Origin of the sequence: Clostridium muellerianum, from assembly GCF_012926525.1 — a bacterium.
In the GTDB taxonomy this organism is placed as follows: Bacteria; Bacillota; Clostridia; order Clostridiales; family Clostridiaceae; genus Clostridium_AM; species Clostridium_AM muellerianum.
This window is the reverse complement of sequence record NZ_JABBNI010000058.1, coordinates 267,118-282,879: the sequence shown is the minus strand read 5'-3', so window position 1 is coordinate 282,879 and position 15,762 is coordinate 267,118. Positions and strand designations below refer to the sequence as shown.

Here is a 15,762-nt window from a genome sequence, read left to right as displayed (position 1 = left end):
AGTTCCAATGTGGCCGATCACCCTCTCAGGTCGGCTACGCATCGTGGCCTTGGTGAGCCGTTACCTCACCAACTAGCTAATGCGCCGCGGGCCCATCTCAAAGCGGATTACTCCTTTAATTAATCTTTCATGTGAAAAACTAATATTATGCGGTATTAATCTCCCTTTCGGGAGGCTATCCCCCACTTTGAGGCAGGTTGCCCACGTGTTACTCACCCGTCCGCCGCTAATCCACCCCCGAAGGGATTTCATCGCTCGACTTGCATGTGTTAAGCACGCCGCCAGCGTTCGTCCTGAGCCAGGATCAAACTCTCAATTTAAAAGTTTAATCTGTACTCAAATTATTGACGTTAAACTTATTAGTTTAACTAATACTGGCTTATTTAAAATAAGATTTAAATCTTACTTTCACTCTGTTTAATTTTCAAGGATCTTGTCGCATCTCAGCGACTTTTACATCTTATCATGTTTGCTTAATCTTGTCAAGAACTTTTTTTAAGTTCTTTTTGTTAAGCTTGCTGCATTCACACAGCTTTAACATAATACCATGTTACTTAAGACTCTGTCAACAAGTTTATTTTCCTTGTTAATCACCTCATGTAACGAATGTAATTCTATCATCTTTACATTTAATAATTATTTGTATTATTTAACTAAAATTTAAATTATATTATTAATACTCTCTTATTCTACTAATTTCTTCATATTTCTTATATAGATACTCCCGATTCAGTTTATACGATCGCTACCATTGCTAATACACTCATTCTTATAAGCAAACTCCACCTGAACCTAAGAATCACTTGATATTAAAACCGCTTATTATAACACTTCTTTCCTAATTTATAAAAGCACTATCATCAAATCATCAAAAAAGACTGCCTCAAAACAAAAATACTTCTCAACATATTAATAGTTTTTAAGTTAAAACTAAATATATTGCATCCTCAATTTGCTTTAAGCCAGCCCCTTTAGGGTATCAATTTATTCCATTGTTTTTTGTATCTTATTTATAATATTCACTCTTTCAGTACCAAGGATACTGGCCAACTTTGTTGGCATAAATCCATTTTTATAAACCCTATCACCATTAACATTTATTATAGCTATAGTCGTTTTCTCTAATTCTTCATAACTTATCAAACCCTCAAAATACGTATCAACTAAATCTTTCAATTTACTTGCCAATTCTTTTGGATTCTTATAACTCGCTCTCATTTTTAATATACTCCTATGTGCTTAAAATTATTTTGATATAAACATAAGATATTATACTGTATTTATTTAATTATTGCAAATATTTTAATACATTTTCTAAATCTTAAACCTATCAACTTCACTCTTAAGTTTTATTACTAATTCATCTAATTTATTTTCAGTTTTTCCCATTTCATGCATACTTACTGTTTGCTCCTCAGAAATAGCTGCTACATTTGTTATTACTTCTGATGTAATATCTGCCTTTAGTAAGCATCTCTTTACTAGCATCTGATATTACCCTCTGCTATTTCTTCAGCAAAATTAGATAGCTTTACTAAAGGCAATGTCATACGCTTAGAAACAAATACAATTACACTTGCAACACTCCAACCTGATAAAGGTACTTTTTCATAAAATACAATATATTTATCTTTACCTTTTTCAAATCTATAGCTTCTTATCAATTCAATATTCTATTATTAAGGTTAATTAAAATAGATATTTAATTAGATTATGTGATATTCTGGTTGATGAAGAATAATCTTCTATAGAAATATCTCTTGAATCATTTATTAAAATCTGTTAATATAAATGCATGAGAACGATAATGTTGTTAAGAAGTTTAATCTTTAGTTAAACTTTTTAAAATTATATTGTATATTTAAAATATCTTTCTGAAATATGCGTTAAGCTCTTATTTTGAACCTACATTTTAACTTAGGGAGTCCGATAAGTTAAGTGAGAAAATGTACCTTTCTGTGAGTCCTTTTATGGCATTTAAGGCGATTGAATCATTTATGCTGACACCCACCTATCATTAGATAGGGATCAAAATTAGAGTACCGGTGTTTTGGATATATTTTAGTAATTTTAAGCCAATGCTCAATTTATGTGCATCGGCTTTTGCTATTTTTACTTTTCTTTTCCATTCATGTTTTCTATAGAAATAGTATAAATCTGTTCTAAAAAATTAATTATATCCGAAAATATTATTGATTTTTGCGATGCTTGTACATTTAAATCAGTAATCTCGTTATTTACGGTCCTTGACGAGCTAATTATTCCATTTATATCACCTGATATTTCTTTAAGTCCTTTTTGAGTAGTATCTATAGAATTATTAATTTCTTCTGATTTTTCTTTTACATGTTTTGAAGAAGTAAAAATGTCTGAAAAAGCTTCCTGTGTTCTTTCAGTTGAACTTACCCCATCCCTTAAAGCCAATTCCGAATATTCTACAGAACTTGATTAATTTTCAACATCGCTATTCATTTCAGTTATTTTTTATTTATTCCATCCACTAATTCTTGAGTTGAATCTGCTAACTTCCTAACTTGATCTGCAACAACAAAATCTTTTCTCGCTTCTCCAGTACTTGAAGCTTCAATATTTGCATTCAATGCAACCTCAAAAAATAAAATTCATCCCAAAATGTTGAACATATCAAGTAACAAAACACTTCAACATAAAGGAATGAATACTAAAAAGTTAAAAATTAGGCATCTGAAAGAAAATAATAATTTCAGATGCCTTATATACTGATATTATAAATACATAACTTTGCTATATTTATTTTAATTCATTTAGTAAGTTTAATAATTTATGTGCATATTCTTTATCTGAAGCCCACTTACCATTTCCTAAGTCTTCAACTTTAGGAGCACAGCCCCTTTGAACTAGGTTAAATCTTGGATCAATTAGCACCTCTCCTACTGGTAATGGATTTCTGCTACTGTATGCAAACAGGTGTTGAACGTGGCATTTAACTCCATCATCTTCTGTAGAAAAGCTAAGTGCTTGTCCTCTTCCATTACTATCCAAAGCCCCTAGCCCTGCGTAATTATTCATATTTAATGTAGTTATTGAAGTATCAGAATATCTCAAAAAATTTGTTTCTAAACACATCTGCACCCATGCACATTCTAACCTTATTCCATAAATATCACAGTATTTCTTATAAATACTAGCTAAATAGGGAGCATTAGAATTTCTTTTTCTAAGAAATTTTTCACACTGCTCTACGGATACTTGTGATTGTCCCATTATAGGAGTTATTGAACCATTGTTTTCATCATTATTTACATCTTCATTGTTATCTCCATTCATATTAGGAATTCCATTTCCTCTATTATTATTTATACTATCACTATTATTTATGCTGGCAGTAGTATTTAATTTTAATAAAGTTTGCATGGTTGAATCTGCAATAACACCTTGTCCTCCAATAACATCAATTTCTTCTATACTATTCCTATTTTTATCTAAAAAATCTTTAAATTCATTTATATTATTTTCATCAACAAAAAATAGTGGACTTTTATTAGTTCCTGCCAATGGACTTATACACAACCCATCAGCAAAAGCTTTGCTTGACGCTAAATAAACTTTATTTAATTTCATTTTATCTTTAAAAGAATTATATACTTCAATATTTGTATCAGCTTTATTATACCCTAAAGTCTTTAGCTGTTTTCCTCCCAGATATTGTTCAATATTATGTAAAAAATCATAATCATCTTTTTCACCTATAACATTGTAAGTACGGCTTGCATTATCTATATTTTTTTTAACCACATCTGGAACACCGTATTTATTAGTAAAAATTATAGGACTATGTGATATTGTAGCTACTGGGCTAATTGCTAATGCATCTCTCCAGTCCTCGCCATTTACCACATAAACAGAATTATTAGAATTTGTTATATGACTTGCTACTTTTACTGCTGTTTCATACCTGTCTTGACCTGCAATTCTCTCTTCAATGGATATCCCCATATTTTTTAACTTATTTTCAACATTTTTAGATATTAAGCTTGTACCGCCTAAAATAAATACTTTTTTAACTCTTAATCTATTTAGTTCATCTACTATTGTATCTGGAATATTATCATTTTCAACTAATAGTATTGGTGATTTATATTTATCTGCTAATGGCGATGATACAACAGCATCTGCATACATTTCACTATTAACCAGCACTGCATAATCACTTTTAGTCCAACCAGAATCCGCTATATTGCTACAGGTTTCAAAACGATCTTGACCTGATATTCTATTTACTTTTATATCACTGGCAAGTACTTTGGATGTATATAATAAGCATGTACTTGATGCTACTAATAAGGCTGCTAAATGTTTTTTTAATATTGTCATTGTGCTCTCCCATAAAATTGTATTTTATAAATTAACGCTCTTCATGTAATAAAAATAGTACAAAATATACTCTAGTTTATTTAACTTTCTAAAATTTATACAAATATCTATTTAAAGTAAAATTTTATTACATTTTATATTTTACATCTTAGTCTATATTTTATCAAATTGCATTAACACTAATGTATTATTCCTTTTTTTAATTAATTAAAGCTACTATAATATTTCATTAAAATATTAGCTATTAGTCAAATTTAGAGCCGTTATGAAAAAACTTTACTAAAAATAAAACGAAACTATATAATAGATTGTCTAATAGATGAAAAGTTATTATCGGTGATAACATATAATTTTCTTGGAGGATTACAATATGGAAATTGAAGAATTAGCCACTAATGCAAAAAATGGAGATGAAAATGCTTTTTGTAAACTTATGCAAATAAATAAAGAGATTCTCTACAAAACTGCCTATACTTATACTAAGAATCAACATGATGCTTTAGAAATATTAGACAATACTGTTTACAAAGCCTATGTATCTATAAAAAAGTTAAAGGAAACAAAATACTTTAATACTTGGATTATGAGAATACTTATAAACAATTGCGTTAACTATTTAAATAAGAAAAAAAGAATTATATTCTTTAAGGAAAATGTTGATATACCTAAAAAAAGTGATCATAACAATAATAGAGAAGAAATATTAGATCTATACGAAGCCATTGATAATTTAGATGGTAAATTAAAAATAATAATAATACTTAGATATTTTCAAGACTTAACTGTTCCACAAATAGCTGAAATAATGGACTACCCGCTTGGTACAGTAAAGACTTATATTCATAAAGCTTTAAAACAATTAAGAATTAAATTGGAGGTAGAATAAAAATGAATTATAATAATAAACCTTATAAAGATAATTTTGAAAACATAAAAGTTCCAATTGAAGCAGATTTAATTATAGAAAAAGCTATAAAAAGGGCTAAAAACAGACACAAGAGAAGATTTTTGAAACTTTCTTCAAGTCTTGCTGCTAGTTTTGCTTTGTTAATATTCCTTGGCAAAGCTTCCCCTGCTTTTGCTAACTATATAAATAATGTTACTGCACCTGTAAAAAACTTGTTTAGTAATTTTCAAGATAAGGGAATTGATAATGCAGTTAAAAATGGATTTGTACAAGAAACATCTAAAGATAAGAAAGCTACTGATAAAGGAATTACAGTAACTATTGATCAAGTTACTATAAGTGGAAATAAACTTAACATTGGGTATACTTTAAAGGCAGATGATAGGTATAAAGATTTTAAAGATTTAAATTACGATAAATTTAAAATTACAGATAATAAAGGAAGAGTTCTCTATGATGAAAGAACTTCTGATGAAATTGCCAAAGATGCTAAAGAATTTAATGATAAATACAAAAATAAAGTTTACCAAATAGATGGTATTCTATATCAATCCTGTGAACATAACAATATAAATAAGGAAAGTTTTAAAAATACAAGAATAAAACAAGGAATATTTCAATTTGCCTCTAGTAAAAGTAAAATAGATGAAATACCAGATAGTATCACTATTGAGTTTTATGATTTCTCAGATAACACATTAGGTTACAGATATAATAAATTTTATGGATTTTTTTATAAATTAACCCATAAATCTCCTAAATTTGTTGAGGGCAATTGGGCTATTACTGTACAAATCGATGATAAAATTAAAAATGCAAAAGAAATAAAATATGTTAAAGCTGAAGAAACAACTGAAAATTCAAACATAAAAATAGAATATGTAAATATATATCCTACCACTACAAATGCTAAATTTCTAATTCCAAAAGACATGAACATAACTAACATTCATCTAGAAGATGAAAAAGGCAATAGATACAATTATAAAGGTGGATGGCTTGACAATAATCCAGTTAATTCAAATTACTCTATAGAGGGACCAGACTTTGAAAGCCCTTATTTTGATAAAATACAAAACTTGTATTTAGTGTTTGATTCTAAAGAAAATGGCAAAAATAAAGCCTTTAAAATAGAACTAAAAAGACAGTAATTTAAACATTACTTTATTTAGCAATTTTTTAGATTCACAACAAATTGTATTTCTTTTAAAACACTCATTTATAAATCATAAATGGGTGTTTTAAAAGAATTTAATTTACATATGTGATTATATTAAATTTATTAAACTTTCAATAAATATTATAATAAGTGACCAAATAAGTTTAACATGATATAATTATTAAAATATACCTAATGTTTATTCTTTCAATAAATCATACTAATTTTAATTAAATATACATTTATTAAAACATTATATATAATCACTGAAAATGTATTCTTTTTATAAATTTTATATAAAAACTATAATAATATAAGTGAGATGGATATTTATGACAAACAAATCAAAAGTAAGTATATTATCAATTTTAATTATTATAATTACATTTATAACAATAAGGCAATCCATACTGCTGCATAGAGGAATTAAAAAAATTAAGATTCCTAATAAAGAAAGTAGACAATTAGGGAATATGAGTATTTATGAACGGTTAACTGTTAAAAAAATATCTAAAAAATACAATATAAGTGAACAAGAAATTTTCAAAATCCTTGAAATTACTCCTAACAATGGCGATGAAAATATACCTATCGTTAAATTAACGAAAAAGTATAATAAAAATCCAGAAGAAATGAAAAACAATTTAAAAAAAATTATAAAAAACCAAAGAAATTCAGAAGGTAAAAAATATGAGTAGCTTTACTAATTTATTAATAACATACTTTAGAGATTATAACATTTGGTTCTTAAGTATCTTAATTATGCTTGGATCTGTAGGAATTCCAACAGGCGCATGTTTGATAGTACTAGCCTCTGGAGCTTTTGCTTATGCTGGTGAATTTAACATAGTAGTTCTCTTTTTACAAATTTGGTTTTTTTCATGTATTGGTGATATTATTTCTTATATTCTATGGAAACTTTTAGGTCACAAATTTTTAAATAAATCTCTGCGATTGAGAACATATTTCCATCCTAAAATAATAAAAGCACAAGATTATTTAGAAAAGCATGGCAAAGGTACAGTTTTTTTTACTAGGTTTTTAATATCTGCAATGGGACCTTTTGTTAATGCTGCAGCAGGAATTGTAGAGTACAAGTTAGTAACTTTTACTTTATTTATTGCTTTGGGTGATTTATTATGGTCGTGTATGTACTTAGGCTTAGGCTATTGGTTTGGTGATTCCTGGGAAAGCATAGTTCCTATTGTAACACAGGTTGCCGAGTTTTTTACTTGTATAACCATTCTAGTTATTAGTATATACTTTTTTATTAAAACCATTAGATCAAATAAAAAAAATGTTAATACTAAATAGATAGATCTTTTAAATTTAAACATTTATTTATTACATAACAATACTAAATTATATAAATTTTATAAACCCAGGAGAATAGTAATGAATTACATAGTATTTGATTTAGAATTTAATCAAAGTTTAAAATCTAAAAAAGAAAATAAAAACTTAACAAATTCAAAATGTCCTTTTGAAATAATTCAGATTGGTGCTGTAAAGCTTGATGAAAATCTTCAAATTGTCTCTATACTAAACAAATTAATAAAGCCTGAATTGTATACCATTATGAATCCTTTTGTAGAAGAAATGACCAGCATTACAATAGATATGCTAAACAAAGCACAACCATTTAAAGAAGTTTACAAAGAAATTTTGGAATTCATAGATAATGATAAAAACATATTATGTGTATGGGGTGCTTGTGATATAAAAGAATTATTTAGAAATATTAAATACCACAATCTAGATATATCTCTAATTCCCAGGAAATATATTAATCTTCAACTTTATGCATCTAAGTATCTTAACTGTCCAAAGGGTACTAGTATTGGACTTAAAAATGCTGCAGAATTACTAAATATTAATATTGAAGGCGAATTTCATAATGCCCTTAATGACGCTTATTATACAGCAGAAATTTTCAAGAAAATATATAACAAAAATATGAAAATAACTAACTATGATGTAAATAAAAATATTAGACCTACTAGAAATAATACTGAAAAAAATACACTTGATACCTCTAATCTAATTAAGCAATTTGAAAAAATGTTTAATAGAGAAATGTCTGAAGAAGAACAAAAAATTATTAAGCTAGCTTATATGATGGGAAAAACCAGACAATTTGAAATTGCACATTCTAATACTTTAAAACATTAATTACATTTATTGGTTAAAATTTTTGAAAAACTAATCCTTTTTAAATACTAAACTACTAAAAAGCCTGTTAACAAGCATCAATTTGCTATTTAACAGGCAGATTTACTAATGTCAATTATTAACTTGTTCAGTGGCATCGGTCAAATCCATTTGATATTAATAACTTCGTTTATATTAGCTTCAATCCGGTAAGTAAATCTGTAAACCATTTATAATACTTAATTTCTTTAGAAAAAATTTTTTATACTAAAATATTGATATATCAATGCTTATATGAATTACTAGCCAAATCTAAGATAAAAAAATAACTTCTATAGATGAATATACAAATAATTTGCAATAGTAAATAAAAATAAACTTGCAAAGCTATAAATATTAAACTTACTCAAATACAGTTTGTTTTTTTTATCTTCATTTTCATTTATAAATATTTTATAGGAAATAAGGCTTGCTAGTGAAGCTATTAATGTTCCCATTCCTCCAATATTAACTCCTAAAAGTACTTGTTTCCAATTTTCAGTAAATCCTGATACTAATACAGAACATGGAACGTTACTTATTAATTGACTAAATACTATAGAAGAAAAATAAGGCATATCTTTCATCTGCAAAAAACTATGTAAATATACTTGAATACTTTTTATATTAGATATGTTTCCAATAAATATAAAGAAACATATGAAAGTAGCTAATAAAAAGTAATCCACTTGTTTTATAAGATATTTATCCATAAAAAGTACACCTATTATTACAACTAAAAATGCATATTTATAATTTATAATTCCAAATACAGAAAAGATTACAATTGCAAAAATAATTAAATATATGCTAGTCCTCTTTTTATCTTCTAAATTTACAGTTTCAAGAGACAGCCTAAGCCTTTTTTTAGGCACTCTTTTATTTAATAAAATAAGCCAAAGCACACCAGATGCTACAAAAGGTATTGTTATAGAAAAAAACTGAAAACTGCTTAAATTATAATAAGTAAACAGAAATAAATTTTGTGGATTTCCCATAGGTGTAAGGCTACTACCTATATTAGCAGCTAAAGTTTGAAGTATTATTGTTTTCATTGGATCAAATTTTGCTTTTTTAAAAGTAAGCATAGCTAAAGGAACAAAAGTAAGCAGTGCTACATCATTTGTTACCAGCATAGAAGCAAAAAAAGTTATTATGATAAATACTATAGAAATCCTTCTAGTATTTTTGCATTTTAATAACACTGTAACTGCAATTTTATCCATAAACTTCAACTTTTCTAAAGCAGAAATTATTATCATCAAATTAAAAAGAAGTACAATAACTTTAAAATTTATATAAGATATTTGAGGCTTAACAAAAAAAGAAGTGAATATTGAAAGTATTAATGATATACAAAATACCTTCTCCATCTTTAGTTTCTCAATTATTCTATAAACATTTTGTGAGTTTAATCCTAAACCTTCCATCAGTATATTATCCTGTCCTCTCTTGTAAAAATGTTTTAATCTGTACACCATTCATTATAATATATCTTTTTTAATATAGATACAATAGTATAATTTAAAAATGTTTATTTTGGTATAATAGTATATATTTTGACTGAAGTAAGAAGAAACGTTAAGCTGTATAAAGACTGATATACAGCTTAACGTTTCTTCGGTTACTTGCATGGCAATGTACTTATATTATGGAACAATTCCTACTATAATTCATAAAATATACCGAGGTGATTCAAATGAGTAATAATAGCCAATCTCATTCTTTGAGAGAAGTCGTTACTATTGAAAATCCAATTTTTAAATCCTTTGAAGGCAAATATTTTATTGGAGAATCTGATTTATTAAGTTTAGGTTTTAATAATTATGCTTGGGGAGCTTTATACAATCCTAAAGACTCGGGCGTAAATCTATATTTTAGTGTTACTACTGTAACTAATACTTCAAATTTACCAATAGAATCAAGAATATATTTAAACTCTACTATACCAGAAGGAGCAACTAAAGTAACCTCTGTTACACCATCTAACCTTACGATTTTACCACCACCTAAGCCAAAGATAATATTTCTTACTGGTCAGTTTCTAAATAATAAAATTGAGGGGGGCGTTAAAGCTTATACAAGAATTGTTCCTCCAAACTCCACTCTTGTTAATGAAGAAAATGGCAAAATAGTTATTCCACCTGGAGGCAATATTTTAAACCTATTAGTTTCTTCTGCTCAAGTGCTGATTAAGGCTCATATTGCATATGGCTTCTGGAGAGAAAAAATGGATTAATTTTACATTTTCTAAATATTATCAAGGACCATATTCAAAACACAAAGAACATTTTTACTTTGTATATTTTGAATATGGTCTATATATTTAAATACTATAGATACTTCAAAATCTTAATTTCACTATGAAATTAAAACTAAACTTTAAAATCTGTCTAATTATGATTTTGTGTATCTATAGTATGAACACTATGAATTTGTAAATTAGCACTTAAGGGTTTCCCAATTCGCCAAATTATTTGCAGTATATTCTTTGTTAGTGTTATTAATTTTTATATTTCTATCAGATACTTCAACTATCCCACCCATAATACTTTTTCCTTTAGCGATTTCTTCTTTTAAATATTTTTGTAAATACTCATCTTTAGCTTTTGTTTTAGTTTCTGCTTCTCTATCATTTTTTGATTTAACTTCAAATATTCCAATTAATCCCGTTTTAAAAAGTACAACATAATCTGGATAAAATGCATGAGGCGTTCCATTATATTCATATCGTATAGCAAAGTTTTCTCTTCCTTTGTCATCATTCTTGTACCACCACATAAGTTTATCTCCATTTTTCTCTAAAAAATTTTCAAAAGTTTTTTCAGTTTGCCTCCTATTTTTCTTTAAGTAACATTTATCATATATATTTTTTTCTGCTTTAAAAAATTCATATGTAACATCATCTACAAGCTTTGTTTCCTTTATAGAAAAATCACTATAATATTCTTTTGTTTCTTTAAGTTGATATTTTCTATATACCTCTGTATATTTTTCTACAGTACTATTTAATATTGCTTTGAAAATTTTTTCATAATTAACAATAAATAATCCTTGTATTGTAGTTATTACCCCTATTTCCTTTATGTCATAACTAAAAATTTCATTAAAACATTTATAAATCAGCTCTTTTAAACAAGAACAAAAAATCTCTGAAGTTCTTTTTATAAGAGTTGTAAATGTTTCCTCAATGTCAAATGCATTTACCTTTATCTTTTTATCCTTATGATCTATTTTTACATTTATTCTGTCTAATGTTGCTGTTTCAATATGCCCATCATACATGAGCTCACTTTCCAAATTATCAATGTTCATATTAAAATTCAGTTTATTTAAAGCATATAAATTATTTACAGCACTTTTATTTTTTGATACATTTAATTCTTTTTCAACTTCCTTATAAAAGATCTTCTCTAATATTTCTCTTTTAACAATAATATCTTTACTAGGTTCTTTGTAATAGGAGCGTAAAACAATATTTTTCATTTCAGGTCTAATTTTAGCCTTCAAAATTTTAACCAAGGAAAAATTTCCCACCTTAATAGAAATATCTTTATTGTTAGTATATATATACGCTTTATTTAAAATCTCATTTTTATAGTGCCTCTGCTCTGGCATACGAAGAATTCTTCCAATGGTTTGTATATCAAAAACTTCACTGACCGTTTCCCTAAGCTTTAAAAGCACATGAGCCCTTGGGCAATCCCATCCAGTAGCCACAGCCATTTTAAAAATTAGAACCTCAACCTTAGAATTAAAATCATTAATATTCTCTAAGTTTTTAGAATTATTGCTTATCCACAGAGCAAGATTATTATTTTCTATGGATATTCCTTTAATTTTAAGTATTCTAATTAATTCATGTAAAACTTCTTCTCCCATTTTAGCATTAGGTATTTGAATAAGACATAATGGATTTATTTTAACATTCTCTCTTTCAAAAGCCTCACTTAATTCTAATCTTCTTTTAATGGCCATTTCCACTACAATTTCAATGGAGTTTTTATTATCTAGGTCTACTTCTTCAATATTATCATTTATGAGTACTTCTTTTTTTATTATTCCCGATTCAATAACTTCTTCCGGAGAAACCTTTACAAACGCTGCTTTATTATCATTTATATCCTCTCCTGAAGGTATATACTTTGGAGTAGCACTCATTTGAAGCATAATTTCAGGATTTATTATATTCATTAACTCCTTTGAAGTTCTTGTGTCTGTAGTATTATGACTTTCATCAATAATTAACATTATTTTTCTTACACTACTTGTATTTTCTATAAGCTTAAGAAAATTTATTCCATCGCCTTCCCTCATTAAAACATTATCCCATGCTCCATTTTTCTTTGTATTAAGCTTTTCCCAATTAACTACTACTATGGCATTTCTTTTTATTATTCCATATCTAATGACATCCTCTAGCAACCTGCAAGAAGGGCTTCCTTCTAGTATACTGCTTATTTTATTTTTACTTTGCTCATGTAAATGACCCTTTCCAATAGATATCCATATAAAACAAAAATCTTTACTTTCAAGCTTACTAATCATTTCAATATATTTTGATGCAATTACAGTTTTGCCTGAACCTGTAGGTGACTTAAGAACTAGTACCTTTTTTTTCTCATTACTTTTAAGCAAACCGTTAGTTTTACAGGTCAATTCTCTAACAGCTTTTTTTTGATAACTTTTCAGCACTACCATGATTTTAGTGCCTCCTCATAAACTTCCATGATTTTTTGTGGTATTGGTTTAATCTTTATTCCAATAGCACTTAATTCTTGAAATTCAAATTCACTTATTTCATAATTTAAGCTTAAAATATAGAGAATTTTTTCACATGAATTAAAACACTTTAAATCTTCCTCAATATTATTAATAATAGAAAAATCTATAAAGCTCTGGCAAATTACCATTACTAAGTCGTTATTATTAAAAATACTATACTGATACCCTACTTTATATAAATTAAAGCAATTTTCCTTTATACACAAAAGTTCAACGCACCTATCTGCAAGTTTAATTTTTAAAGCATCTCTACTTTGATTCTTAGGAATAAAATCCACTTTATAGTATTTCAAGTTTCCTCCTATTCCCTTTATATAAGTATCATGAGAATTTATATATCCTGTAATATTATTTCTTATACGTCTATAAGTTATATTTTCACATATATTTAGGTCGCTTTCTGGAGTTTCTCTTCCTATATTGGATAATATAAATTGCCTTTTCCCGTTATCCTCTCTGTTCATTTCTAAAATAGCTTGTCCTAAAGTTCCTGATCCAGCAAAGAAATCAATAAAAATTCCGTTAGAATCACACATAGAAACTATTCTTTTTATAAATTTTAGGGGTTTTTTTCCACTACTAAAAGTAACTCCACCTTCAGATGAAATTCCGTTCCAGCTAACATCATCCCAAAGAGTTCCTAATTTCTCCTTTTTATATATTTTATTATTTTTCCTATAAGCTACATCTGATAACCATATAACTATCCTGCTATTAATATAATATTTAGTAGTTAATTTGCTTTTATTTTTTCCTGTTTTGGGAACATATTCTATGGATATAAGTCCTCTATAATCATTAGTCCCTTTTATTACCCTTTTTCTTATTGAGGATTGTGAATTAGTACTGCTACATATTTTAGAAAAATATTTTGAATAGATTTCACTTTCTGACAGTTTTTCTTCCTCTATAATCTCTGATATACTCTTCATAACATATCCTTCATGTTTAAAAATTTTAATATCTTCTGAAGTTCCGTCTTTTATGGTACACATATACTTCTTAGTACCTTCATCTATAAGCACCTGTCTATAATCATACTGTTTTCCTTCTTCTCTTCTTTCTCTTATAAGATTCATTAAGGATTGTTCTTTGTATACAGCATTAAGTTTGCATTTTTCCCTGCTTTTACAATAAATAAGTAAATACTCTATATTCTTTTTTAACTTTTTATCCTCACCGCCACCACTTGCACCTGAAGCACTTTTAGTTTTAACACTAATACAATTAATAAAGTTATCCGATCCAAATATATCATCACATAACATCTTTAGCTGACTTTGTTCATTATCATCAATAGATATAAATATAGCTCCATCACTACTTAAAAGTTCCCTTGCTAATCTTAATCTCTTATTCATAAAAGAAATCCATTTACTATGTTTATAGGTATCTTCACCATTAACATAGTTATCATTATATATAAAATCCTTATTTCCCGTATTATATGGAGGATCAATAATAATATTTATTTGCTTTTTATCATTCATTCCATGAGTAAATAATAAGGTGTTTAAAGCATATAAGTTATCTCCTTCTATTATTAAATTTATAATATCACTTTCTCCTCTACACAACTCCTTTTCTTTAACTTCTGTAAGCACTGGATAATTATTTTTTAAAATTTCTTCCGCTTCTTCTACTTGATCTTCCCAAACTAAACCGTATTTTTTAGTTTTCCTTAAATGATTATTTTCCAGCTTTAGCTTCTCTATAATAGAAAGTACCTTTTCCTTGTTAAAATCTATATTATCAATATCTTTTAAATTTTCAAAGGCATATACTTTTTCCACACTGCCACCCCCAGTACTTACATATTATCATATTTTTTACATTTTTTGTATATTTTTTATAAAAAATCTAATTCAAAGTAATATAACTTAAAATAAGAGGTTTGAAAAAGTATCAAATCTCTTATTTTATATCTAAAATTCAATTGTTGATTTTAATTATAATAGTCAAAAACTTTTTAATAACAACTAGTAGTTAAAATCCATATTTCTAATATTAAGTTCTAGTTTGATAGTCTACTACATATTTACCGTTATCCACAATGGTATTTAAAACTTTGAATCCTTTCTTTGCCAGCTTCTTTAATGCTTTTTTAAATTTCTTTTCACTTTCGTAGGTTCTTTTAGTAAACTTTTTCACTGTTAATCACCTCTTTTTCATAAATAAGTATCAGTTTGAACAATACCCTATTCAGTAGGGCTCAAAAATTATTGTCATTCAAATTTTTACATATCCTCGGAAATACTTTAGATAATAATATATTTATCATTACCTTATTTTTATCATCTATACTTAACATAAAATCTATAATTATTCCTAATAACACATAATTAGCTGCTTAAATATTATCTCTAAT

General features: G+C 27.0%; 15 protein-coding genes, 1 rRNA gene, 1 other RNA gene and 1 pseudogene. 7 read left to right on the top strand and 11 right to left on the bottom strand.

Going from position 1 to position 15,762, the window contains the following annotated elements; translation table 11 throughout:
* From HBE96_RS20820 to HBE96_RS20805, 4 genes and pseudogenes are all read right to left on the bottom strand, one after another.
* Positions 1-320: ribosomal RNA gene (locus HBE96_RS20820) — 16S ribosomal RNA — on the bottom strand; the annotation flags it as partial.
* Positions 321-984: 664 nt separating this feature from the next.
* Positions 985-1,218 carry a TIGR04540 family protein gene (locus HBE96_RS20815; RefSeq protein WP_169299620.1) on the bottom strand — a complete coding sequence of 78 codons (234 nt, stop codon included), beginning with the start codon at positions 1,216-1,218 and terminating at the stop codon, positions 985-987.
* Between the two features lie 96 nt (positions 1,219-1,314).
* Complete coding sequence (locus HBE96_RS20810) at positions 1,315-1,488, bottom strand: hypothetical protein (RefSeq protein ID WP_169299619.1); 174 nt, start codon at positions 1,486-1,488, stop codon at positions 1,315-1,317.
* 2 nt (positions 1,489-1,490) lie between these two features.
* Positions 1,491-1,652: pseudogene (locus HBE96_RS20805) on the bottom strand (HAMP domain-containing protein); the annotation flags it as partial.
* Positions 1,653-1,868: 216 nt separating this feature from the next.
* Here HBE96_RS20805 and ssrS point away from each other — a divergent pair.
* A non-coding RNA gene (gene ssrS, locus HBE96_RS20800) (6S RNA) lies at positions 1,869-2,061 on the top strand.
* Positions 2,062-2,112: 51 nt separating this feature from the next.
* Here ssrS and HBE96_RS26520 read toward each other — a convergent pair.
* The 3 genes from HBE96_RS26520 to HBE96_RS20790 form a co-directional block, all read right to left on the bottom strand.
* Entirely contained in the window at positions 2,113-2,424 is a 312-nt protein-coding gene (locus HBE96_RS26520; protein ID WP_243187016.1) for a hypothetical protein, read from the bottom strand.
* 53 nt (positions 2,425-2,477) lie between these two features.
* Entirely contained in the window at positions 2,478-2,600 is a 123-nt protein-coding gene (locus tag HBE96_RS26515; RefSeq protein WP_342590209.1) for a hypothetical protein, read from the bottom strand.
* Between the two features lie 169 nt (positions 2,601-2,769).
* Positions 2,770-4,353 (bottom strand): cell wall-binding repeat-containing protein, encoded by a 1,584-nt coding sequence (locus HBE96_RS20790; RefSeq protein WP_169299618.1) that lies wholly within the window; start codon positions 4,351-4,353, stop codon positions 2,770-2,772.
* A gap of 370 nt (positions 4,354-4,723) precedes the next feature.
* On the opposite strand from HBE96_RS20790, the gene HBE96_RS20785 reads away from it, so the two are divergent.
* The 5 genes from HBE96_RS20785 (at position 4,724) to HBE96_RS20765 (ending at position 8,591) form a co-directional block, all read left to right on the top strand.
* Complete coding sequence (locus HBE96_RS20785) at positions 4,724-5,239, top strand: sigma-70 family RNA polymerase sigma factor (RefSeq protein ID WP_169299617.1); 516 nt, start codon at positions 4,724-4,726, stop codon at positions 5,237-5,239.
* A gap of 2 nt (positions 5,240-5,241) precedes the next feature.
* Positions 5,242-6,411, top strand: a complete 1,170-nt coding sequence (locus HBE96_RS20780; RefSeq protein ID WP_169299616.1) for a DUF4179 domain-containing protein — start codon at positions 5,242-5,244, stop codon at positions 6,409-6,411.
* A gap of 340 nt (positions 6,412-6,751) precedes the next feature.
* Positions 6,752-7,117, top strand: a complete 366-nt coding sequence (locus tag HBE96_RS20775; RefSeq protein ID WP_169299615.1) for a hypothetical protein — start codon at positions 6,752-6,754, stop codon at positions 7,115-7,117.
* Complete coding sequence (locus HBE96_RS20770; RefSeq protein ID WP_169299614.1) at positions 7,110-7,733, top strand: DedA family protein; 624 nt, start codon at positions 7,110-7,112, stop codon at positions 7,731-7,733. The genes HBE96_RS20775 and HBE96_RS20770 overlap by 8 nt, the downstream gene beginning before the upstream one ends.
* An 81-nt stretch (positions 7,734-7,814) precedes the next feature.
* Entirely contained in the window at positions 7,815-8,591 is a 777-nt protein-coding gene (locus tag HBE96_RS20765; protein ID WP_169299613.1) for a 3'-5' exonuclease, read from the top strand.
* Positions 8,592-8,902: 311 nt separating this feature from the next.
* Here the strand turns inward: HBE96_RS20765 and HBE96_RS20760 are convergent, their stop codons facing one another.
* Positions 8,903-10,039: an SLC13 family permease gene (locus tag HBE96_RS20760; protein ID WP_169299612.1), complete on the bottom strand. Its 1,137-nt coding sequence runs from the start codon at positions 10,037-10,039 to the stop codon at positions 8,903-8,905.
* A 269-nt stretch (positions 10,040-10,308) separates the two neighbouring features.
* Between HBE96_RS20760 and HBE96_RS20755 the strand changes: the two genes are divergently transcribed.
* Complete coding sequence (locus HBE96_RS20755; protein WP_169299611.1) at positions 10,309-10,848, top strand: DUF6143 family protein; 540 nt, start codon at positions 10,309-10,311, stop codon at positions 10,846-10,848.
* A gap of 203 nt (positions 10,849-11,051) precedes the next feature.
* Here HBE96_RS20755 and HBE96_RS20750 read toward each other — a convergent pair whose 3' ends face one another.
* The 3 genes from HBE96_RS20750 to HBE96_RS20740 form a co-directional block, all read right to left on the bottom strand.
* Positions 11,052-13,310 carry a DEAD/DEAH box helicase gene (locus tag HBE96_RS20750; RefSeq protein WP_169299610.1) on the bottom strand — a complete coding sequence of 753 codons (2,259 nt, stop codon included), beginning with the start codon at positions 13,308-13,310 and terminating at the stop codon, positions 11,052-11,054.
* Positions 13,304-15,187, bottom strand: a complete 1,884-nt coding sequence (locus HBE96_RS20745) for a DNA methyltransferase (protein WP_169299609.1) — start codon at positions 15,185-15,187, stop codon at positions 13,304-13,306. The genes HBE96_RS20750 and HBE96_RS20745 overlap by 7 nt, the downstream gene beginning before the upstream one ends.
* 214 nt (positions 15,188-15,401) lie before the next feature.
* Positions 15,402-15,545 carry a hypothetical protein gene (locus tag HBE96_RS20740; protein WP_169299608.1) on the bottom strand — a complete coding sequence of 48 codons (144 nt, stop codon included), beginning with the start codon at positions 15,543-15,545 and terminating at the stop codon, positions 15,402-15,404.
* Between the last annotated feature and the right edge of the window lie 217 nt (positions 15,546-15,762).